Below are 20,888 nucleotides of genomic sequence, written 5' to 3' on the forward strand. Positions count from 1 at the left end.
TGACCCTGGCATCGGCCTTCAGCCATCGTGCCCGGCAGGCGCAGGGCACGCCTACAAGGAATTCCGATATGACTGAAAACGCTACTGAACCCGCACGCAACCTGGCCGTCGAGCGCGTGCGGCATCCGCTGAAGATGCGCCTGCTGCAGGTGCTGCGCACCACGCAGGTCTCGCCGCAACTGTTGCGCGTGACGCTGGGCGGCGCGGATCTGCAGGATTTTGTCTCGGCGTCGTTCGACGATCACGTCAAGGTATTTTTCCCGGCTGCCGGCGATGACAAGCCGGTGCTGCCGCAGGTCACGGCAGACGGCATCGTGTTCCCCGAGGGGCAGCCGCGCCCGGCCGCGCGCGACTACACGCCGCGCCGCTACGACGCTGCCGCGCAGGAACTGGACCTCGAATTCGTGCTGCATGGCGATGGCCCCGCGTCGACGTGGGCGGCGCAGGCGCGGCCGGGCCAGTACCTGGGCGTGGGCGGGCCGCGCGGCTCGTTCGTGGTGCCGACGGCGTTCGACTGGCACCTGCTGATCGGCGACGATACCGCGCTGCCGGCGATCGGGCGCCGGCTGGAAGAGCTGGGCGAGGAGTCGCGCGCCGTCGTCGTCATGGAAGTGGGCGATGCGACCGCGCAGATCGCGTTGCCGAGCCGGGCCAAGGTCGAGGTGCACTGGCTGCATCGCGGCGATGCGCCGGAGGGCAGCCTGCTGGAAGCGGCGCTGCGCCAGGTCACGCTGCCGCAGGGCGAAGGCTATGTCTGGGCGGCGGGAGAAGCGGCCGCGATGAAGGCGGTGCGCCAGTACCTGGTCGGCGAGCGTGGCATCGACAAGAAGCGCATCCGCGCATCGGCCTACTGGAAGCGCGGCGACGCGGCGGTGCACCAGACGCTCGATGACTGAGGCGCCGCGGCGGCACGGTGTACTCGGGCGCGGCGTTGCCATAAGATGGCAGGCAAGGTCACCGCCGGGAGGACTGCCGTGCTGCCTGCATCCAAGCCGTTGCGCATCATCGCCGCTGCCGCGGCATCCGTTGCCATGCTGGCAGCCTGTGCGCCGGACGCCGTGCGCAGCCGCCAGGCCACCGACTTCAATGCCTATCTCGATTCGCTGCCGGCGGCGTGCCCGAACATGATGGTGGGGACCAACAATATCAGCGAGTGGCTGCGCACCAGCGGCAGCCGCAGCGACGACGACTACGTCTACTGGCTGGACCAGACCTCGCGCCTGTACTACCAGCGCATCTCTGCGCAGCAGTACCGCGATTCGGTCAGCGCGGCGCTGGGCGGGCGTTCCGATTCTCCCGCGCTGGACTGCATCGTGCGCCATCTGCCGGCGAAGCGGCCGACAGGTATTCCGGGTGGCAGGCTTTAGGCCTCCGCGCACGCCGGTTGTGCAACGGCCGCTTCCCCGCTAACATGAGTCCCCGGCAGCCGAGACAAAAGCTGCCGACGTCGCTCGGACGGTTCCGGGCGCTTACGTAAAGGACTCTTCATGACTGCCGCTTCCTCCGGCAAGCGCCGCTTCGCGCGCATCGATCGCCTTCCCCCGTACGTTTTCAATATCACCGCCGAGCTGAAGATGGCCGCCCGCCGCCGTGGCGAGGACATCATCGACATGAGCATGGGCAACCCCGATGGCGCCACGCCGGCGCATATCGTGGCCAAGCTCACCGAGGCGGCGCAGCGGCCCGATACGCACGGCTATTCGGCATCCAAGGGCATTCCGCGGCTGCGGCGCGCGATCTCGCACTGGTACCGCCAGCGCTATGACGTCGACATCGATGCGGATACCGAGGCCATCGTCACCATCGGCTCCAAGGAAGGCCTGGCGCACCTGATGCTCGCCACGCTCGATCGTGGCGACACCGTGCTGGTGCCCGATCCCAGCTATCCGATCCACATCTATGGCGCGGTGATCGCCGGGGCCGATATCCGCTCGGTGCCGCTGGTGCCGGGCATCGACTTCTTTGCCGAACTGGAGCGCGCCATCCGCGGCAGCTATCCCAAGCCCAAGATGATCGTGCTGGGGTTCCCGTCCAACCCGACCGCGCAATGCGTGGAGCTGGACTTCTTCGAGCGCGTGATCGCGCTGGCGCGCAAGCACGATATCTTCGTGGTGCACGACCTGGCCTACGCCGACATCGTCTTCGACGGCTGGAAGGCACCGTCGATCATGCAGGTGCCGGGCGCCAAGGACATTGCGGTCGAGTTCTTCACGCTGTCCAAGAGCTATAACATGGCAGGGTGGCGCGTGGGCTTCATGGTCGGCAATCCGGACCTGGTGGCGGCGCTGACGCGCATCAAGAGCTATCACGACTACGGCACCTTCACGCCGCTGCAGATTGCCGCCATTGCCGCGCTCGAAGGCGACCAGCAATGCGTGAGCGAGATCGCCGCGCAATACCAGTCGCGCCGCGACGTGCTGGCGCGCGGGCTGACCGAAGCGGGCTGGCCGGTGGAAATCCCCAAGGCCTCGATGTATATCTGGGCGCGGATTCCCGAGCCGTACCGGGCGCTGGGCTCGCTGGAATTCTCGAAGCAATTGCTGGCCAAGGCCAGGGTCTCGGTGTCTCCCGGCATCGGCTTCGGCGACTATGGCGACGAGTACGTACGCTTTGCGCTGATCGAGAATGAATCGCGCATCCGGCAGGCGGTGCGCGGCATCAAGGCGATGTTCCGGGCGGACGGGCTGGTGAAGCCGTCGTCATCGCCGGCACAAGCCTGAACGTGCGCCGCATTCAGTAGCGGCGCAGCGCCTCCAGGTCGAGCACGTGCACGGCGCCGTGCTCGACCGCCAGCAGGCCTTCGCTTTCCAGCACCTTGAGCGCGGCATTGGCACGCTGGCGCGAAATCCCCGCCAGCAGGCCGACCTCCTCCTGCGTCAGATGCAGCGCCGGACCCAGGCCAGGGCACAGCACCGGATTGAATAGCGTCGCCAGCGCCCGCGCCACGCGGCCCTCGATGCCATGCAGCCGCTCATGCTCGACGGTGGCGATAAACAGTCCAAGCCGTTCGTTGAGCTGGTCGAGCAGGTAGCGGTTGAAGGGCAGGCTGGTCTCCTGCAGCCAGCGGAAGGTGGCACCGGGCATGCAGGCGATGCGGGAATCGCGCAGCGCCACCACGTCATAGCGCAGCGCCTCGCGCTTGAGCAGCGAGCCTTCGCCGAGCCAGCCTCCGGCCGGCACGCCGGTGAGCGTGGCGCGCTTGCCGGAGGGCGAGGCGCAATGCACCTTGACCAGCCCGTCGGCGACGCCCAGCCAGCTGTCGGCCCGGTCGCCCTTGCGGATCACATAGGCGCCTTGCGGCACCGCGCGCTCGCGCAGTTCGGCGCGCACGCGGTCGCGTTGCGCCGGCGTCAGTGCCGCGGCCCATGGGCTGCGCGCCAGCAGCGCGTCGAGGCTCACGGCAGCGCATCCGCTCAGTGGTGCAGGGCCAGGGGCAGCGGCTGCTCGCCCGGCGCCCACCACGGCCGGAACAGCGCCTGGACCTGGACAGGGTCCACCGCGTCATAGCTGGCGGCGCGCCAGCGCGGAGCGTTGTCCTTGTCGACGATCAGCGCGCGCACACCCTCGACGAAATCGCCTTGCGTGAAAGTGTTGACCACCACCGCCAGTTCCATGCGGAAGCAGTCGGCCAGGTCCATCCTGCGCCCGCGCAGCAGCAGTTCGCGCGTGGCGCACGCGGACAGCGGCGAGCGGGTGCGCAGCACGTCGATGGTGCGGGTGGCCCATGCGGTGCAGGCGGGATCGTCCTGGCAAGCCAGTCCGGCCAGGATCTCCGGCAGGGTGGCGTGGGCCGGGAAATGCTGCAGCAGCGCCGGCAGCACTTGCAGCAGCGGCGCCTCGGCGGCGCTGACAACCTGTTCGCGGACCAGCGCGCGGCGCAGGTCCGCGAGCGTGTCAGGGCCCCAGTCGATGCCGGCCAGGGTTGGCTCAAGCCCGGCCAGCGTGGCGCTGTCCACCGCCGCATCGGCCAGTCCGCACAGCAAGGCATCGGCCGCGCCGATGCTCACGCCGGTCAGGCCCAGGTAGAGCGCCAGCGGCACCGGCAGCTTCGACAGGAAGTGGCTGGCCCCCACATCGGGCACCAGGCCGATGCCGGTCTCGGGCATGGCCACGCGCGAGCGTTCGGTGACCAGGCGCAGGTGCGCGCCCTGAGCCAGGCCCATGCCGCCGCCCATGACGATGCCGTCCATCAGCGCCACCAGCGGCTTGGGATAGCGGTGCAGGCGGTAGTCCAGCGTGTATTCGTCGATAAAGAAGCGCCGGTGCAGCGGCGTGCCGTCGCGGTAGCTGTCGGTCAGCGCGCGGATATCGCCGCCGGCGCAGAAGGCCTTCGGACCCGCGCCGCGCAGCACCACCGCGCGGATGGCATGGTCGCGCGACCAGGCTTCCATCTGCGCGCCCAGCGCGACCACCATCGGGTACGACAGGGCATTGAGCTGGCGCGGCCGGTTCAGCGTGGCAATGCCGACGCCGTTGACCACCTGGAACAGCACCTCCGGCCCGGCCACATCGAGGTTGGCGGCCTTGGTCTCTTCGGTCAGGCGCATGGCGCGCTCCTAGGCGTTGCGCCATTGCGGCGCGCGTTTCTCGAGGAAGGCGTGGACGCCTTCGCGCTGGTCGGCATCGTCGAACAGGTCGACAAAGCGCTCGCGCTCCAGCGCCAGCGCCGCCTGGCGCGGCACGCCCTGGCGCGCCAGGTGCACCAGCCGCTTGCTGTGCGCGGCGGCACGCGGGCTGACCTTGCCGGCGCGTTCGGCCATCGCCAGCGCCGTGGCAAGGGCCTGGCCGCGCGGCACGACGTCTTCCACCAGGCCGATGCGCAGCGCGGTGGCCGCGTCGACGCGCTCGTTGGTCAGGATCATGCGCTTGGCCCAGCCTTCGCCCACCAGCCAGGGCAGCGTCTGCGTGCCGCAGCCGCACGGCAGCAGGCCCACGGCGGCCTCGGGCAGCGCCATCTGCGCCTGTTCCTCGGCGATGCGGATATCGCAGGCGAGCGCGCATTCCAGCCCGCCGCCCATGGCATAGCCGTTGATCGCGGCGATGACCACCGGACGCGCTTGCTGCAGCGCTTCGAAGGCGCTGCCGAACTGCTGCGCCATCGCCCGCGCGTGGGCGCGGTCGCCGTCGGCAAAGCCGTTCAGGTCGGCGCCGGCGCTGAAGAACTTTTCGCCGGCTCCGGTGACGACCACGGCGCGGACTTCAGGGTTGGCGTCGATCCTTGCCACCAGCTCGCGCAGCTGTTGCAGGCCTTCGGCGGTGAAGGCGTTGGCGGGCGGGCGGCTCAGCGTCAGCGTGGCGACATGGCCGTGCAGGGCGAACTCGATCATTGCTGGTGCTCCTTGTCCGCGGCGGACAGGTACTGGCGGATCACGCCGGAGAAGTCGAGATGGCCGTCGCCGGCATGGCTCACGGCCTGGTAGACCTGCTGCGCCAGCGCGCCGAGGAACAGCGGCTGCTTCACGCTGCGCGCGGCGTCGGCAGCGAGGCCGAGGTCCTTGAGCATCAGCTCGGCGCCAAAGCCGCCGCTGTAGCCGCGGCCCGCCGGCGCGGTCTCGATCACGCCGGGCCACGGGTTGCAGGTATCGGAAGCCCAGCAGCGGCCGGTGGAGGTATTGACGATGCCGGCCAGCACCTTGGCATCGATGCCGAGCCTGACGCCCAGCGCCATCGCCTCGGATACGCCGATCATCGAGATGCCCAGGATCAGGTTGTTGCAGATCTTGGCGACCTGGCCGGTGCCGGTTCCGCCGCAATGGACCAGGTTGCGGCCCATGCCGGCCAGCACCGGGCGCACCTGCGCGAACAGCGCCTCGCTGGCGCCGACCATGAAGGTCAGCGTGCCGGCCTGCGCGCCGACGGTGCCGCCCGAGACCGGCGCATCGGCCAGGGCATTGCCGCGTGCCTCGGCCGCGGCGGCCAGTTCACGCACGGTGGCGGGGTCGATGGTGCTGGAGTCGACCAGCGGCACGCCCGGCCGCACTCCGGCCAGCACGCCGTCGTCGCCGAGGTAGGCGCTGCGCACATGGGCGGCTGCCGGCAGCATGGTGATGACGAAATCGGCCTCGGCCACTGCCTTGCGCGCCGAGTCGGCGCTGCCCGCGCCCTCGGCGCACAGCGATGCCACCGCGGCGGCGTTCAGGTCGAATACGGTCAGCGTGTGACCGGCCTTGAGCAGGTTGCGCGCCATGGGCGCGCCCATGTTGCCCAGGCCGATGAAGGCGATATGCATGGGGTGTCTCCTTCGTTTCAGGTGTCAGTATCCCGCTTGTTTTCTCCCCTCTCCCGCGAGCGGGAGAGGGGCGGGGGTGAGGGCGGGAGTGTCAATTGGCAATGGCTTCGCTTCAATGACAGTTGGCATCCACAACCCGGTGGCTGGCGGTGAGGTTGTGGTACTGCCGGCGCCGGCCCTCACCCCCAACCCCTCTCCCGCGAGCGGGAGAGGGGAGCACACAAGCGGTTCGCGTCCGGCATTGGGATTTCGGCGCGTCGCTTACTTCAAACTGATCGTCGTATTCACCCCGTCATTCACCGTGGCATCATCAAACCAGCGCGCCGTCACCGTCTTGGTCTGGGTGTAGAACTGCACCACCTGCTTGCCATACGGCCCCAGGTCGCCCAGCTTGGAGCCGCGCGAGCCGGTGAAGCTGAAGTAGGGCACCGGCACCGGGATGGGGATGTTGATGCCGACCTGGCCGACGTCGATCTCGCTCTGGAACTTGCGCGCCGCGGCGCCGCTTTGCGTGAACACGCCGGTGCCGTTGCCGAACGGGTTGCGGTTGACCAGCGCGACGGCGTCGTCCAGCGTGTCCACGCCGATCACCACCAGCACCGGTCCGAAGATCTCTTCCGTGTAGATCGACATGTCGGTCTTCACGTCGGTGAAGATGGTCGGGCCGATGAAGTTGCCCTGCGGATATCCCGGGACTTCCACGCCGCGCCCGTCCAGCACCAGCGTTGCGCCTTCACGCTCGCCGGCGGCGATCAGGCCGAGGATGCGCTCCTTTGCCGCCACCGAAACCACCGGGCCGACATCGGTGCCCGGCTCGGCGCCGGCGCCCACCTTGAGCGTCCTGGCGCGCGCCACCAGGTCGGGCACCCAGTCACGTGCCGCGCCCACCAGCACCACCACCGAGGTGGCCATGCAGCGCTGGCCCGCCGCGCCGAAGCCCGCGCCCGCCAGCGCATTCAGGGTCTGCTCCTTGTGCGCGTCGGGCAGCACCACCGCGTGGTTCTTGGCGCCCATCATCGACTGCACGCGCTTGCCGTGCGCGCCGGCGAGGTTGTAGACATGGGTGCCGACGGCGGTGGAGCCGACGAACGATACCGCCTTGATGTCCGGGTGGGTGCAGAGCGCATCGACCACGTCCTTGGCACCGTGCACCACGTTCAGCACGCCCGGCGGAACGCCGGCTTCCAGCGCGAGCTTGACCAGCTCCATGGTCGACAGCGGATCCTGCTCCGACGGCTTGAGCACGAAGGTATTGCCGCATACGATCGCCATCGGGAACATCCACAGCGGGATCATCGCCGGGAAGTTGAAGGGGGTGATGCCGGCGCAGACGCCGATCGGCTGCTGCAGCGTGTAGGTATCGACGGTGGCGGCCACGTTCTCGGCAAAGCCGCCTTGCTGCAGCGTGCCGATCGAGCAGGCGTGCTCGACCACCTCCAGCCCGCGGAAGATATCGCCTTCGGCATCGGCCAGGGTCTTGCCTTGCTCGGCGGTCAGGATTGCGGCGATGCGCTTGCTGTGCTCGCGGATCAGCGCCTGGAAGCGCAGCATGACGCGCAGCCGCGCGCCGATCGGGGTATGACGCCACGTGGCAAAGGCGCGGTGCGCGGCGCCCACGGCCGCGGCGACTTCGCTGGCGGTGGCCAGCGGCACGCGGGCCAGCACTTCCTGCGTGGCCGGGTTGACTACGTTGCGGAATTCGGTGGCGGACGAGTCCACCCATTCGCCGTTGATCAGCAGCGGTACGGTCGGCACGGCAGTGGCGGTGTTGGGCACGGCAGTCATGGTTGTCTCCGGAGGGTGTTGTTCTGCAGGGGAAGAGGAATCAGAGGCTGCGCGCGATCAGCATGCGCTGGATCTCGCTGGTGCCTTCGTAGATCTGGGTAATGCGGGCGTCGCGGTAATGGCGCTCGACCGGGTAGTCTTCAAGGTAGCCATAGCCGCCGTGGATCTGCAGCGCCTTGGAGCACACGCGCTCGGCCAGCTCCGACGCATACAGCTTGGCCTGCGAGGCCTCGGACAGGCACGGCACGCCCTCGCTGCGCATGCGCGCGGCGCGATGCACCAGCAGCCGCGCGGCATTGAGTTCGGTGGCCATGTCGGCCAGCATGTTGGCGATGGGAGGATGCTCGCGCAGCGCACGGCCGAACTGGATGCGTTCGGAGGCGTAGCGGCAGGCGGCCTCGAATGCCGAGCGGGCGATGCCGATCGCCTGCGCGGCGATGCCGATGCGTCCGCCCTCCAGGTTGGACAGCGCGATGCGCAGACCCTCGCCGGGCTCGCCCAGCAACGCGTCATGCGGGACCACGCAGTCTTCCAGCGTGATGGCGCAGGTGTCCGAGGCGCGGATGCCCAGCTTCTTTTCCGGGGCGTGGACGATAAAGCCGGGGGTGTCGGTGGGCACCAGGAAGGCCGAGATGCCTTTCTTGCCGCGCTCCGGTTCGGTGGCGGCAAACACCACCGCCACGCCCGCGCGCTGGCCGTTGGTGACGAACTGCTTGCTGCCGTTGAGCACCCAGCCGTTGTCGGTAAAGCGGGCGCGGGTGCGCAGGTTGTGCGCCTCGGAGCCGGCCTGCGGTTCGGTCAGGCAGAACGCGCCGATCAGCTCGCCACTGGCCAGCCGGGCGAGGTAGCGTTCTTTCTGCGCATCGGTGCCGTAGTGCAGGATCGGCCCGCAGCCGACCGAGTTGTGCACGCTCATCATGGTGGCACAAGCGGCGCAGCCGGCGGCGATCTCTTCGATGGCCAGCGCATAGGCGACGTAGTCGGTATAGGTGCCGCCCCATTCCTCGGGCACGATCATGCCCAGCAGCCCGAGCGCGCCCATTTCGGCGACGATCTCGTCGGGAAGGCGGCCGTCGCGGTCCCATTGCGCCGCGCCACCGGCCAGCCGCTCGGTGGCAAAGGCGCGCGCGCTGTCGCGGATCATGGTTTGCTCTTCGGTGTAGTCGCTGTGCATGGCAGTTGGAGTGGCGTTTGGAGCTGCGCTGCAACTCAGGCAGAATGCGCGCTCGGCGTTTGACCTGCGGGCAGTGTAGGAACGCCCGGGGCCGGCTCCTATGCCAAAATCCGCCAATCTTCGTGAACTCGTTTGCCACCATCGCTTGCCACCCTCAGCACCATGGAAAAAGGCAGTGTCGCCATCTGTTTCGTCCACCACGCCATTGCGGGACTGCGCGCGCGCGGCATCGACCCGGATCCGGTGCTGCGCAGCGCCGGCATTGCGCCGGCGCTGCTGGCGGTGCCGCAGGCGCGGGTTTCGGCGGCCAGCTACAGCGAGCTGTGGCTGGCCGTGGCGGCGGCGCTGGACGATGAATTCTTCGGCCAGGATTCGCGCAGCATGAAGTGCGGCAGCTTTGCCATGCTGTGCCATGCGGTGGCGGGCAGCCGCACCCTGGCGCAGGCGCTGGAGCGCATCACGCGGTACTTCCGGCTGCTGCTCGACGATATCGGCGTGCGGCTGGAGCGCCATGGCGACGAGGCCGCGTTGGTGCTGACCGCGCCCAGCGCGCACCTGGGCCGCCAGCCGGGCGTGTTCGCGCAGGAAACCATGCTGATCATGCTGCACGGCCTGATGAGCTGGCTGCTGCGGCGGCGCGTGCCGGTGCGGCTGGCGGCGTTCGACTATGCCGAGCCGCCCTACAGCGCGGAATATCGCGTCATGTATTCGCGCCAGCTGGCGTTCGGCCAGCCGGCCACCGCGCTGGTGTTCGACGCGGCGCTGCTGGCGCAGCCGGTGCGCCAGGACGAGCGCAGCCTGAAGGCCTTCCTGCGCGATGCGCCGCACAACGTGGTGGTCAAGTATTCGGACCGCAGCAGCATGGGGGCGCGCGTGCGCAGGCTGCTGCGCAACCAGCGTCCGGATCAATGGCCGACTTTCGAGGACCTGGCGGTCAGCCTGAACCTGTCCGCGTCATCGCTGCGGCGCCGGCTGATGGAGGAGGGCGTCAGCTACCAGGACCTGAAGGATGCGCTGCGGCGCGACCTGGCGATCGAGGCGCTCAGCCATTCCGGACGCCCGGTCGCGGATATCGCGGCCGAGCTCGGCTTTGCCGAGCCCGGCGCGTTCCACCGGGCGTTCCGGCGCTGGACCGGATCGCGCCCGGGGGCCTACCGCCGCGTGGCGGAAGGCTGAGCCCGCGGCTACAGCCGCGTGGCGTGGTGCCGGATGTGGTCGGCGATAAAGCTGGTGATGAAGTAGTAGCCGTGGTCGTAGCCGCTGTGCCGGCGTAGCGTCAGCGGCTGGCCGACCGCCTGGCAGGCCGCGGCGAATGCGTCCGGATGCAGCTGGCTTTGCAGGAACTGGTCGTCCAGCCCCTGGTCGACCAGGATGCCGGCCGGGAACGGCGCCCCCTGCTGGCGCGCCATCAGCTCGCTCGCGTCATGCTGCGCCCAGGCGGCGCGGTCGCTGCCGAGGTAGCCGGTAAAGGCCTTCTCGCCCCACGGGCAGCGCGACGGCGCGGCGATCGGCGCGAACGCCGACACCGAGCGGAAGCGCTGCGGATGGCGCTGCGCCAGCACCAGCGCGCCGTGTCCGCCCATCGAATGCCCGCAGATGCCGACGCGCGCGGCATCGCCCGGCAAGGCGCTGGTCACCAGTTCGAACAGTTCTTCGGCGACGTAGCTTTCCATGCGCCAGTGCTTGTGCCACGGCGCCTCGGTGGCATCGACATAGAAGCCCGCGCCCACGCCGAAGTCCCACGCATCCGCCTCGCCCGGCAGCCCGGCGCCGCGCGGGCTGGTGTCGGGGGCCACCAGCATCAGGCCGTGCTCGGCGGCAAAACGCTGCGCGCCGGCCTTGGTCATGAAGGTCTCTTCGGTGCAGGTCAGGCCGGCCAGGCAGAACAGCACCGGCACCCGTGCGCCAGCCTGCGCCTGCGGCGGCAGGTAGACCGAGAAACGCATCGGCAGTCCGATCGCCGCCGAGTCATGGCGATAGAAGCGCTGCGCGCCGCCGTGGCAGCCATGTTGAGAAATCAGTTCCATGTCGGCGCCGTCCTCAGTACAGCACCACCGAGCGGATCGACTCGCCGCGCTTCATGAGGTCGAAGCCTTCGTTGATGCGCTCCAGCGGCAGCGTGTGGGTGATCAGGTCGTCGATGTTGAGCTTGCCTTCCATGTACCAGTCGACGATCCTGGGCACGTCGGTGCGGCCGCGCGCGCCGCCGAAGGCCGAGCCTTTCCACTCGCGCCCGGTCACCAGCTGGAACGGGCGCGTCGAGATCTCGGCGCCGGCCTCGGCCACGCCGATGATGATCGACTTGCCCCAGCCCTTGTGGCAGCACTCCAGCGCCTGGCGCATGACCTGCGTGTTGCCGATGCATTCGAACGAGTAGTCGGCGCCGCCGTCGGTCAGCTGGATGATGTGGTCGACCACGTTCTCGACCTGCTTCGGGTTGATGAAATGGGTCATGCCGAACTTGCGCGCCATCGCCTCGCGCGCCGGGTTCAGGTCGACGCCGATGATCTTGTCCGCGCCCACCATCTTCGCTGCCTGGATCACGTTCAGGCCGATGCCGCCCAGGCCGAACACCACCACGTTGGCGCCGGCCTCGACCTTGGCGGTGAACAGCACCGCGCCCACGCCGGTGGTGACGCCGCAGCCGATGTAGCAGACCTTGTCGAACGGCGCATCCGGGCGGATCTTCGCCAGCGCGATCTCCGGCACCACGATGTGGTTGGCAAAGGTCGAGGTGCCCATGTAGTGGAAGATCGGCTTGCCGTCGATCGAAAAGCGCGAAGTGCCGTCCGGCATCAGGCCCTTGCCCTGGGTGGCGCGGATCGCCTGGCACAGGTTGGTCTTGCGCGACAGGCAGAACTTGCACTGGCGGCATTCCGGCGTGTACAGGGGGATCACATGGTCGCCCGGCCTGAGCGAGGTCACGCCCGGGCCGACGTCGGTGACGATGCCCGCGCCCTCATGGCCCAGGATTGCCGGGAAGATGCCTTCGGGGTCGGCGCCGGACAGCGTGTAGTAGTCGGTGTGGCAGATGCCGGTGGCCTTCACTTCCACCAGCACTTCGCCGCCGCGCGGGCCGTCGAGGTCGACGTCTTCGATGGTCAGCGGGGCGCCGGCTTTCCAGGCGATGGCGGCTTTGGTTTTCATGGGGAGTCCTCCGGAATCACGAATAAGGGGGACGGCTTGCGGGTGACGCGACGCAGCACGCCGCGCCGGCCGGCAAGCCCGGTCCGAGGACATGACTATACGATCTTCCTGCGGTGGCAGGCCAGCTTTGGCCGATCAGCGGTCAGCGAAACCCCGCCGGCCGTTTCCCGGCGGCGGTATCACGGCTTGAGCACCTTCGCATCCAGGCTCCAAAGCTTGCGATCGCTGGTCGACACCGCGACGGCGCCATGTGTCAGCGCGTCGCGGATGTCGTCGCGGTTGCAGACAAAGCCCGAGGTCACGATCGGCGGCAGCGCCTTGCGGTCCGCTTCCGGCAGGTGCGACAGCATCGGCGCCGGCATCAGCTGCACCAGGTTCGGGTCGCTCTGCTCGAGCGCCTTGACGCTGCGCGGCCAGGTGGAGCGGTCGGTGACGAAGACCTTCTGCATCGTCACCATGCCGGCGCGATTGGCGCGCTGGATGGTGGCCACGCGGGTGGAGACCAGGCTGGTCACTCCGATCTCCGCCAGGTAGTCGACGCCGCCCTTGTCCTGCGACAGGCCTTCGCAGCTGTCGATATTGACGATGACATACTTGCCGGCGCCGGCCAGCGTCGCGATCACGCGCTGCAGCTTGCGCAATTCGACGTTGGCGACGATACAGACTTCGGCGACGCTTGCGAGGATGGCGTCGATCTGGTCGACACCGTAGAGCGTGCCGATGACGGGATGCCGCGTCAGGCGCGCACCGAGGGACCTGTCCATGCGGATTACTTCGCTTCATGGGCGAGCCGGTCGCCGAGACCCAGCTTGCCAGGGTTCAGGAGATGCTGCGGGTCAAGCGCCTGCTTGACCGCCGCCAGCAGCGGGAACGCCGTGTCCAGCGACGACGCCAGGTACGGCGCGCGCAGCAACCCGATTCCATGATGGTGGCTCAGTGCCGCATTGTATTGGATCAGCACCGCATTGGCCGCATCCCATGCCTGGCGATACCATTTCCGGCGGTCCTCCACCGCCACCTCGCCGCGCAGGGAGAAGTACAGGCAGGCACCGTCGACGTAGGCATGCGACTGGTGCGCCGAGCCGGCAAGGGTGCCCGGCACGGCGTTGATCGCCTTGACCACGTCGGCATAGATCGCGGCCAGGTCGCGCCAGGGGCCGGACATTTCCAGCGTGTCGGCGACGAAGCCCGGGCTGCGCTTGAAGCCCTCGGCGCTCTTGCCGGTCAGGTAGCGCGTGTCGAGCCAGCGCTCGAAGATGGCGGCGCCGTCGAGTTCCTCGCCGAGTTCGCGGCACACGCGCTCGCTGATGGTCATGACGGCATCGACCATCTCGCGCGCGCCCTCGTCGGCCACCAGCAGCACATTGGTGTCGGGCAGGCCGAACTGGACCCCGCTTTCGAGCGCGTCATAGAGCCGCAGCGCGGCCGGGTTGGCGCCGCGCTGCATGATCTCGCGGCAGGCGTCCAGGCCGCTCGCGAAGCTGCTGAAGCCATAGGCGATGGCGCGCCCGTAGTCGGGCAGGCGATGCAGCTTCAGGCGCACGCGCACGATCACGCCCAGCATGCCCTCGGAGCCGATGAACAGCTGCTGCAGGTCAGGTCCCACGGCCGCGCGCGAATAGCCGCCCACGGTTATCAGGCTGCCGTCGGCCAGCACCACGTCCATGCCGAACACCATGTCTTCGATCTTGCCGTAGCGCGTGGACAGCTGCCCGGCGCCGCGGCAGGCGACCCATCCGCCAACCGTGCTGATCGCGTATGACGAGGGCCAGTGGCCCATGGTCATGCCGAACTCGCGCTGCACGGTCTGCTCGAAGATGTCGCCGAACATGCCGGCTTCGACCTCGACGATCTGGCTTTCCCGGTCGATCCCGATCAGGCGGTTGAGCGCGCACACGTCGAGCACGATGCCGCCGCGCACCGGCAAGGCAGCCCCGGTCACGTTGCTGCGCCCGGCCGACACGGTGACCGGAATGGCGCCCGCGCTGGCGATGCGCATGACGGCCTGCACCTGTTCGATGCTGGAGACGCGCACGATGACAGCGCGCGGCGTGGCGGGCTTGCCGGCGGTCTCGGTGATCATCGAGCCGGCCCACCAGTCGCGGGTCCATGCCACCACATCGGCCGTTGCGGTCAGCACTTCGTCGGCAACTTCGCGCAGGGCCGCGAGATCCGCGGAACTGAGCGCGACCGCATCGCGCTGCAGGCCGGGCGCATCCGGGGTGTCGCGGATATGCGCCGCGTACCCGGGCGGGGTATGCGCACCGACGACGTACTGCCCGCGGTTGTAGCCGCGTTTGATGGCTTCCTTGCTGATCATGCTGGGTCTCCCATGAGGACGGATTTTTCGTGCGCGACGGCGGCGAGGTATTCGCTGACCTGCCGCGCCACGACGGCTTCGGACAGGCCGAGTTCGGCCTGCAGGATCTGGCCCACCCGTGCCGCGGCGCGGGCGGAGGCATCGCGCGCCATCAGGCGCGCGCGCAGGCGTCGTGACAGGATGTCGTCGACCGTGCCCGCCAGTTCGTGACGCGCGGCATAGACGATCTCGGCTTCGGTATAGGGCAGGCCCTCGACGATCGGCCTGGCGAGGGCGGGGTCGGCCTGCAGGATGTCGCTGACGAAGCGTGCTTCGGTGCCATAGCGCTCGCCCAGGTGCGCGGCCATGCCGCCGGACGCGACGATGGCCTGCGGGTCATAGCCGGCGGCGCCGAGCAGGTAGGCCGAGCGCGTGCGGCACTTGCCGCGCTTGCCGATGACCTTCTGCGCGGCGTCGATGGTTTGCTCGGCCATGTGGCGCGAGGTCGTGAGCTTGCCGCCGACGATGGTGACGAGGCCGTCGTGCGCGGTATGAATCTCATGGTCGCGCCGGATCTCCAGGGTCTTGCCGCCGGGCGGAGCCACCAGCGGCCGGCAACCCGCGATGCTGCCCACCACGTCCTGCGGCGAGAGCTCGACCTTCAGCGCGGAGCGTGCGCCTTCGAGCAGGAAATCGAGTTCCTGGCGCGTGCACAGCACGTTGTCGAGGTCGCCGTCATAGTCTTCGTCGGTGGTGCCGAGGTAAGACACGTCGCCCCAACGCGTGATGGTGGCGCGGCGGCTGCGGCCCGGCACCGGGATCGTCACGGTGCAGTCGTTGCGGATCTTCAGCCACGGGATGGCAACGTGGACGCCCTTGGCCGGCCGTATATGCAGTGGCCTGGCTTCGCCAGGATTGCGGCCGGTCCAGTCGCGCAGCCAGACCCCGGTGGCCATGATGACCGCGCCGGCGCGCACGCGCAGCTCGCGCTCGCCGGCGTGGACGATGGCGCCATCCACCTTGCCGTGCCCGTCGCGGGTGATCGCGGTGACGGTGGCGTGGTTGAGCACCGCCGCGCCGTGGAACGCGGCGGTACGCGCGAGATTCAGCGTCAGGCGGGCATCGTCGACGCGCGCGTCGAAGTACAGGTAGCCGCCGGTCAGGTGTTCCTCGTTGAAGGTCGGACAGTGGGACAAGACCTCTGCCTTGGTCAGCTTCTGATGCAGGATGCCCTCGCGCCATCCGCCGGCCAGGTCGTAGGTCCACAGCAGGCTCTCGAAGGCCTTGGCCAGGCGCTTGTCGAAGACGCCGTTGCGCTCCATCACCGGGAACAGGAACGGCAGCCGTTGCACCAGGTGGCGCGCATTGCGGCGCAGGCGCTGGCGCTCCAGCAGCGAATGGCGCACCAGGCCAAGGTTGCCCTGCTCGATATAGCGCAGGCCGCCGTGCACCATCTTCGACGACTTGGACGAGGTCCCCGCGGCGAAGTCGCTTTTTTCGGCCAGCGCCACGCGATAGCCGCGCAGGCTGGCATCGAGCGCGGCATAGGCGCCGGTGACGCCGCCCCCGACCACCAGGATGTCGAAGGCATCCGTCTCCAGGCGGTCGAGCAGTTGTTGGCGCACCAGCCGCAACGGCTCCGTGCCGGTCATGGCGGCACGCTCTCGGTTCGCGCTGCGGGAGGGAAAAATCACCATGTCTGGGGTTGCTCCTGGTCAATGGGTCTTGGGGCCCGTCTCGGCCGGCCTGGTGGCGAGCGCATCGGCATGGTCGAGTTCGGAGGCCACGCGCGCATGCCAGTGCGCGCGCCGCTGGGCACGTTGATCGGTGCTGAGCGCCGGCTCGAATACCGCCTCGGGGGTCGTGGTGGCGCGGGCGTGCTGCATCGAATCCCACAGCAGGCCTGAAGCGCCGGCGAGGTAGGCGATGCCGCGCAGGCTGGCACGGTCGGTCTGCGTCATGCGGTGGACGGTCATGCCGCTGAGATCGGCCTGCATCTGCAGCAGGGCGTCGCTGCCGGACAGGCCGCCGCCGACCACCAGCGCCGACACCGGCACGCCGGCAATGTCCTGGTTGGCGTCGATGCATGAGGCCACGGACTGCGCAATGCCTTCCAGGATGGCAAAGGCCATTTCGGCGCGCGTGGTTGCCATCGAGATGCCGCTCAGCGCCGCGCGTGCCTCCGGTTGCATGCGCGGCACGCGCAGGCCGGTCAGGGCCGGGATGAAGGTCACGCCGCGCGCCGACGCCACGGTGCCGGCCAGCGCGCTGATCTGCCTGGCGTTGTCGAACCAGCCAAGCTTGTCGCAGACCCAGTTGAGCGCCGAGCCGGTGGTAGCGACAAAGGTCTCGACCGAGAAATGCGACACCCCCTGTTGCCGGCGCGCCGTCATGGTCAGGGTGCTGTCCGACAGGCCGGTGCGGGCGGGCAGCTGCGGGCCGACGATCAGGTCGACGAAGCTGCCGGTGCCATGCAGGCACATCGCCTGCCCGGGATCGAGGCATCCCAGGCCGATGGCGCCGGCGAGCTGGTCGCCGGCACTAGCCAGGATCGGCACGTCGATGCCGAGCACCTCGGGCCGGGTGCGGCCGAAATCGTCTGCATCCTGGCGCAGTTCCGGCAGCAGTTCGCGCGGGAAGCCGAGCGCGTCGATCCAGTCGAGCTGGTAGCGATGCTCCGTCAGCACGTAGGCGTTGCAGGACGTGGCATGGGTCGGCGTGGTCAGGCACGCGCGCGCGGTCGACAGGTGCCACAGGAGCCAGGTGTCGATGGTGCCGAAGGCGAGCCTGCGCGCACGGAAGGCTTCGGCTACCGCCGGTGTGTCGCGCAGGTGCCGCGCGGCCCAAAGGTAGGGCGAGCGAACGCCGCCGGGACGGCCGACGGTTGCGCGCAGGATGGGATCCCAATCCGGCGCAAGCCGGCGCAGTTCGGCCGCATAGCGCGTGTCCTGCCACACCATCGCGGGCACCAGCGCGCGCCCGCTGCGGGTGTCCCACAACACCGCGGTGGCGCGCTGGCTGGCGACGGCGAGGGCAACTGCGTTCAGGTTCTCGCGGGCTGCCTCGGCCAGCGTGGCGCGGCAAACCGCGAGGGTCCGCTCGAGCAGGGTGTTGGCGTCCTGCTCCACTACGCCGGGGCAGGGGCTGTGGATTTCGAGCGTGGCGTAGTGAAGGCACTGCACACGGCCGTCGGCAGACACCACCGCGGCCCGCGTGCCCGAGGTGCCTTCATCGATCGCAAGGATGACATCGTTGCGCCGGGTCATGGCCGGGCCTTTTCGATGACCGGATGCATCAGGGCCGACGCGTCGGCGGCATCGCCCTTGAACTGCGGCGCATCCGCTTCGTTGTCGGGATGGATGGTGGTGCGGGTCGGGTCCCAGCGGATCGAAAAGCAGGCCAGGCTGGCCAGCAGCGGGACCACGGAAAGGATCAGGAAGGTGGTTTCCAGCCCGTATTGCGCGCGGAACAGCGGGAATACCAGCAAGCCCAGGGCCGCGCCAATGGCGCCGAGCGCGCCGATGATGCCGTTGGCGCCCGCGCGCAGTTCGCTGCGGAATGACAGCGACGACAGGCTCTTGCCGTTGGCGCCGGGCCCGGCAGAGTGGAACAGGATGAACAGCGACGGCACCACCACGGCCACCCACAGCGGCATCTTGCCGTTGAACAGCCCCAGGATCAGCAGCATGGCGAACACCGCCGCGAAGCCGAACGCCGAGGCACGGCGCAGCCCCAGCGTGCGGCCGACCAGCGGTGACAAGAAGCCGCCGACAATGCCGCATACGTTGAACACCAGCGCGCCGATGGTCGCGTAGACGAAGTCCTTGCCAAACAACGCGGCGCTGATCAGCGGCAGGTACCAGCCGATCGCGAAATACTGGATCGACTGCCCGATCTGCACGGTGGCCGCGAGCATGGTGCGCGGCAGATAGGTGCCGCGGAAGATCAGCAGCACGTTGGCCAGGCCGCGGCGCGCCTGGTTGAGGACGCGGATCCGCTGCGCCGGCGGCGCGGCGACGAAGGCGCGCCCGTAGATGCGTGTCATGGCGGTGGCGGCGGCCTCGAGCCGCTCCTTGCGCGCCAGCCAGGTCGGGCTTTCCACCAGGAACAGGGCCTGCAGCAGCAGGATGGCCACGCCGAACACCGCCGTGGCCGCGACCGAGTAGCGCCAGATCGCATCGCCGACGTCCCATGAGTAGAACAGCAGCGCCAGCAGCAGGTTGGCGCAGACCGCCGTGTACCACATGCCCTGCCATGTGTTCAGCCGGCTCTTGAGCTTTACCGGGGTGAACTCCGCCAGCACGGCCATGGCGATGGCAAAGTCGATGCCATAAGCCGCGCCGACAAAGAAGCGCCCGGCCAGGATCACCTCGAACCCGGGCGCGAACACCACCAGCAGCGCGCCGGCCACCGCCAGGATCTTGGCCAGGATCAGCGGACGGACCCGGCCCCAACGGTCGGCCATCCAGCCGCCGATGGGGTTGAAGGCAATGGCCACCCACGATGCAAACGACGTCAGCAGCGCAACCCTGGCGGGCGCGAGCTGGAGGTCGCGCGTCATCGGCCCGAGGCCGGCGCTTAGCGCTGAATTGGAAAACGCGTCGAGGAACAGCCCGCCCAGGGCGAGCCACCAGATGACACCGGCCCTGCCGCGTATCCCAGGGCAGGAATCGATGTAGGCAATGACATCATCGATGCCACGAAGCTTGATGGCAGAGGATTGCACGGCGGTCTCCTTTTACTTGTTCTGTAAGAGGCCGCGGCAAGCGCAAGGCGCGAAGAGACCATCTTACAGATGGTCTCTATCTGGATCTGCGAGGCCAATGTATGACTTCGCAATGGGAGCGTCAACCGGGAAAACCCTTGATGGTGGGACTAGCGTGCCGCCACATTGCCCGCGGCATGGTCCTGGCTGGCATCTGCCGGCGCAAGCTGCCCCGCATGCCGCCGCCCCAGCCACCAGCCCAGTCCCGTCCACGCCAGCGCCAGCATGGCACCCGCCAGCGCCACGGTGGCAGGGTGGCCAGACAAGGCATCGATCGCGGTCTTGACCCAGGCGCTGACCGCGTCGCCGGCGCGGTAGACGGCGGTATCGATGACGTTCTTGGCCTTGTACTTGGTCTCGGCATCGACCACCGTGAACAGCATCTCGCGGCCGGGGCGCAGCAGCGCGTATTCACCGACGCGCCGCAGGATCATGACGCCGGCGAGTACGCCGAAGGTGGGCAGCAGGGCCAGCACGACGAACCCTGCGGCAACGGCCAGCGGCACCGCGGTCAGCAGCACGGTGACGCCATAGCGGCGCGCCATGCGGCCAGTGAAGAACAGCTGCACCAGGATGGTCAGCGCCTGCACCACGGCATCCAGTGCGCTGAACACCTGGGTCTGGCGGGTGCGCTCGGGAAAGGCCTCGGCGACGAGCCGGGCTTGCTCGAAGTAGAGAAAGGTGCTGGCCGTGGCCAGCAGGATCACGAACAGGGCGATGCCGAGCAGGTAGCGCGAGCGCAGCAGCAGTGACAGCCCGGCCAGCAGACTGCCGCCGATCGGATTGGCCGGATCCTGCGCTGCGCTGGCAACGGCCTGGCCCGGCGGCGCCACGCCGGCGCCGGCACGACGGCGCCAGCCGAACAGCCAGCCCACGCCCGGCAGCGTGGCGGCCAGCAAGGCGGCCGACAGCAGCATCAGGCCGGTCAGGCCGATGTGCGGCACCAGCCAGCCGCCCAGCATCGGGCCGGCCAGTCCGCCCGCGCTGGCGCCGGCGGCCAGCAGCGCGAACAGGCGGCGCGCCTGCTCGGGCCGGAACACATCGGCCATCAGGCTCCACGCCACCGACACCACGAACAGGTTGAATACGGACAGCCACACGTAGAACACGCGCGCCAGCCAGACGTTGTCGGGCAGGGCGCGCGTGGCCAGGGCAAAGGCCAGCAGGTTGGCAATGAAGAAGGCATAGACCCACGGCACGAAGCGGCGCCGCGGCAGCCGGGCGCAGACCGCGCCGTAGAGCGGGATCGCCGCCAGCATCACGACGAAGGTGGCGGTGAACAGCCATTGCAGGTTCTTCACGCCGCCGGCGATGCCCATGGTCTCGCGCACCGGGCGCAGCATGAAATAGCTGGCGAACAGGCAGAAGAAGAACAGGAAGCCGGCCGCCACGGCGCCGGCTTCGCCGGCGCGGACGCCGAAGCCGCGCCACAGGCGGGCCAGGCCGCCGGAGGGTGCATCGCGCGCGGGCTCGTCCACGGTGAGGTGGC

The 20,888-nt window shown here is 68.9% G+C and carries 18 protein-coding genes; 4 read left to right on the forward strand and 14 right to left on the reverse strand.

Features of this window, described 5'->3' with window-relative positions:
• Positions 1 to 68: 68 nt before the first annotated feature.
• From CBM2586_RS22590 to alaC, 3 genes are all read left to right on the forward strand, one after another.
• Complete coding sequence (locus CBM2586_RS22590) at positions 69 to 896, forward strand: siderophore-interacting protein (protein WP_240988001.1); 828 nt, start codon at positions 69 to 71, stop codon at positions 894 to 896.
• Positions 897 to 974: 78 nt separating this feature from the next.
• Positions 975 to 1,367 carry a hypothetical protein gene (locus CBM2586_RS22595; RefSeq protein WP_115664662.1) on the forward strand — a complete coding sequence of 131 codons (393 nt, stop codon included), beginning with the start codon at positions 975 to 977 and terminating at the stop codon, positions 1,365 to 1,367.
• A 120-nt stretch (positions 1,368 to 1,487) separates the two neighbouring features.
• The gene (gene alaC / locus CBM2586_RS22600; protein ID WP_115664659.1) at positions 1,488 to 2,720 is read left to right on the forward strand and encodes an alanine transaminase; all 1,233 of its coding nucleotides are present in this window, start codon (positions 1,488 to 1,490) and stop codon (positions 2,718 to 2,720) included.
• 13 nt (positions 2,721 to 2,733) lie between these two features.
• On the opposite strand, the gene CBM2586_RS22605 is transcribed toward alaC, so the two are convergent.
• From CBM2586_RS22605 to CBM2586_RS22630, 6 genes are all read right to left on the reverse strand, one after another.
• Positions 2,734 to 3,399 (reverse strand): Crp/Fnr family transcriptional regulator, encoded by a 666-nt coding sequence (locus tag CBM2586_RS22605; RefSeq protein ID WP_115664657.1) that lies wholly within the window; start codon positions 3,397 to 3,399, stop codon positions 2,734 to 2,736.
• Between the two features lie 14 nt (positions 3,400 to 3,413).
• Positions 3,414 to 4,547, reverse strand: a complete 1,134-nt coding sequence (locus CBM2586_RS22610; protein WP_115689921.1) for an enoyl-CoA hydratase/isomerase family protein — start codon at positions 4,545 to 4,547, stop codon at positions 3,414 to 3,416.
• Positions 4,548 to 4,556: 9 nt separating this feature from the next.
• Positions 4,557 to 5,327, reverse strand: a complete 771-nt coding sequence (locus CBM2586_RS22615) for an enoyl-CoA hydratase (RefSeq protein ID WP_115689923.1) — start codon at positions 5,325 to 5,327, stop codon at positions 4,557 to 4,559.
• Positions 5,324 to 6,229: a 3-hydroxyisobutyrate dehydrogenase gene (gene mmsB, locus CBM2586_RS22620; RefSeq protein ID WP_115664650.1), complete on the reverse strand. Its 906-nt coding sequence runs from the start codon at positions 6,227 to 6,229 to the stop codon at positions 5,324 to 5,326. Before mmsB ends, CBM2586_RS22615 begins: the two co-directional genes overlap by 4 nt.
• A gap of 261 nt (positions 6,230 to 6,490) precedes the next feature.
• Positions 6,491 to 8,014, reverse strand: coding sequence for a CoA-acylating methylmalonate-semialdehyde dehydrogenase (locus CBM2586_RS22625; RefSeq protein ID WP_115664647.1), 1,524 nt, complete (start codon positions 8,012 to 8,014; stop codon positions 6,491 to 6,493).
• Between the two features lie 40 nt (positions 8,015 to 8,054).
• Positions 8,055 to 9,188 (reverse strand): acyl-CoA dehydrogenase family protein, encoded by a 1,134-nt coding sequence (locus tag CBM2586_RS22630; protein WP_115664645.1) that lies wholly within the window; start codon positions 9,186 to 9,188, stop codon positions 8,055 to 8,057.
• Between the two features lie 162 nt (positions 9,189 to 9,350).
• Here CBM2586_RS22630 and CBM2586_RS22635 point away from each other — a divergent pair, with 162 nt between their 5' ends.
• Complete coding sequence (locus CBM2586_RS22635; RefSeq protein WP_115664642.1) at positions 9,351 to 10,364, forward strand: AraC family transcriptional regulator; 1,014 nt, start codon at positions 9,351 to 9,353, stop codon at positions 10,362 to 10,364.
• An 8-nt stretch (positions 10,365 to 10,372) separates the two neighbouring features.
• Here the strand turns inward: CBM2586_RS22635 and fghA are convergent, their stop codons facing one another.
• From fghA to CBM2586_RS22675, 8 genes are all read right to left on the reverse strand, one after another.
• Positions 10,373 to 11,215 carry an S-formylglutathione hydrolase gene (gene fghA, locus CBM2586_RS22640; protein ID WP_115689925.1) on the reverse strand — a complete coding sequence of 281 codons (843 nt, stop codon included), beginning with the start codon at positions 11,213 to 11,215 and terminating at the stop codon, positions 10,373 to 10,375.
• A gap of 13 nt (positions 11,216 to 11,228) precedes the next feature.
• Complete coding sequence (locus CBM2586_RS22645) at positions 11,229 to 12,335, reverse strand: S-(hydroxymethyl)glutathione dehydrogenase/class III alcohol dehydrogenase (RefSeq protein ID WP_115664637.1); 1,107 nt, start codon at positions 12,333 to 12,335, stop codon at positions 11,229 to 11,231.
• Positions 12,336 to 12,514: 179 nt separating this feature from the next.
• On the reverse strand, positions 12,515 to 13,099 hold the full coding sequence (locus tag CBM2586_RS22650) for a glycerol-3-phosphate responsive antiterminator (RefSeq protein ID WP_115664635.1): 585 nt from the start codon (positions 13,097 to 13,099) through the stop codon (positions 12,515 to 12,517).
• Positions 13,100 to 13,104: 5 nt separating this feature from the next.
• A complete protein-coding gene (locus CBM2586_RS22655) occupies positions 13,105 to 14,655 on the reverse strand; it encodes an FAD-binding oxidoreductase (RefSeq protein WP_115689927.1) in 1,551 nt (516 codons plus the stop codon).
• Positions 14,652 to 16,331 carry a glycerol-3-phosphate dehydrogenase/oxidase gene (locus CBM2586_RS22660; protein ID WP_115664631.1) on the reverse strand — a complete coding sequence of 560 codons (1,680 nt, stop codon included), beginning with the start codon at positions 16,329 to 16,331 and terminating at the stop codon, positions 14,652 to 14,654. Before CBM2586_RS22660 ends, CBM2586_RS22655 begins: the two co-directional genes overlap by 4 nt.
• Before the next feature lie 18 nt (positions 16,332 to 16,349).
• Positions 16,350 to 17,900 (reverse strand): FGGY family carbohydrate kinase, encoded by a 1,551-nt coding sequence (locus CBM2586_RS22665; RefSeq protein WP_115689929.1) that lies wholly within the window; start codon positions 17,898 to 17,900, stop codon positions 16,350 to 16,352.
• Positions 17,897 to 19,360, reverse strand: coding sequence for an MFS transporter (locus CBM2586_RS22670; protein ID WP_115689931.1), 1,464 nt, complete (start codon positions 19,358 to 19,360; stop codon positions 17,897 to 17,899). The genes CBM2586_RS22665 and CBM2586_RS22670 overlap by 4 nt, the downstream gene beginning before the upstream one ends.
• 149 nt (positions 19,361 to 19,509) lie before the next feature.
• Positions 19,510 to 20,877, reverse strand: a complete 1,368-nt coding sequence (locus CBM2586_RS22675; protein WP_115689933.1) for an NTP/NDP exchange transporter — start codon at positions 20,875 to 20,877, stop codon at positions 19,510 to 19,512.
• Positions 20,878 to 20,888: the final 11 nt, after the last annotated feature.

The sequence above is a fragment of the Cupriavidus taiwanensis genome, assembly GCF_900250115.1.
GTDB lineage: Bacteria > Pseudomonadota > Gammaproteobacteria > Burkholderiales > Burkholderiaceae > Cupriavidus > Cupriavidus taiwanensis_B.

What these genes read in the sequence shown, in the direction of transcription:
- CBM2586_RS22590 (WP_240988001.1), top strand. Translation starts at nt 69, where the DNA reads ATGACTGAAAACGCTACTGAACCCGCACGCAACCTGGCCGTCGAGCGC.
- alaC (WP_115664659.1), top strand. Translation starts at nt 1,488, where the DNA reads ATGACTGCCGCTTCCTCCGGCAAGCGCCGCTTCGCGCGCATCGATCGC.
- CBM2586_RS22610 (WP_115689921.1), bottom strand. Translation starts at nt 4,547, where the DNA reads ATGCGCCTGACCGAAGAGACCAAGGCCGCCAACCTCGATGTGGCCGGG.
- CBM2586_RS22615 (WP_115689923.1), bottom strand. Translation starts at nt 5,327, where the DNA reads ATGATCGAGTTCGCCCTGCACGGCCATGTCGCCACGCTGACGCTGAGC.
- mmsB (WP_115664650.1), bottom strand. Translation starts at nt 6,229, where the DNA reads ATGCATATCGCCTTCATCGGCCTGGGCAACATGGGCGCGCCCATGGCG.
- CBM2586_RS22625 (WP_115664647.1), bottom strand. Translation starts at nt 8,014, where the DNA reads ATGACTGCCGTGCCCAACACCGCCACTGCCGTGCCGACCGTACCGCTG.
- CBM2586_RS22630 (WP_115664645.1), bottom strand. Translation starts at nt 9,188, where the DNA reads ATGCACAGCGACTACACCGAAGAGCAAACCATGATCCGCGACAGCGCG.
- CBM2586_RS22635 (WP_115664642.1), top strand. Translation starts at nt 9,351, where the DNA reads ATGGAAAAAGGCAGTGTCGCCATCTGTTTCGTCCACCACGCCATTGCG.
- fghA (WP_115689925.1), bottom strand. Translation starts at nt 11,215, where the DNA reads ATGGAACTGATTTCTCAACATGGCTGCCACGGCGGCGCGCAGCGCTTC.
- CBM2586_RS22645 (WP_115664637.1), bottom strand. Translation starts at nt 12,335, where the DNA reads ATGAAAACCAAAGCCGCCATCGCCTGGAAAGCCGGCGCCCCGCTGACC.
- CBM2586_RS22650 (WP_115664635.1), bottom strand. Translation starts at nt 13,099, where the DNA reads ATGGACAGGTCCCTCGGTGCGCGCCTGACGCGGCATCCCGTCATCGGC.
- CBM2586_RS22655 (WP_115689927.1), bottom strand. Translation starts at nt 14,655, where the DNA reads ATGATCAGCAAGGAAGCCATCAAACGCGGCTACAACCGCGGGCAGTAC.
- CBM2586_RS22660 (WP_115664631.1), bottom strand. Translation starts at nt 16,331, where the DNA reads ATGGTGATTTTTCCCTCCCGCAGCGCGAACCGAGAGCGTGCCGCCATG.
- CBM2586_RS22665 (WP_115689929.1), bottom strand. Translation starts at nt 17,900, where the DNA reads ATGACCCGGCGCAACGATGTCATCCTTGCGATCGATGAAGGCACCTCG.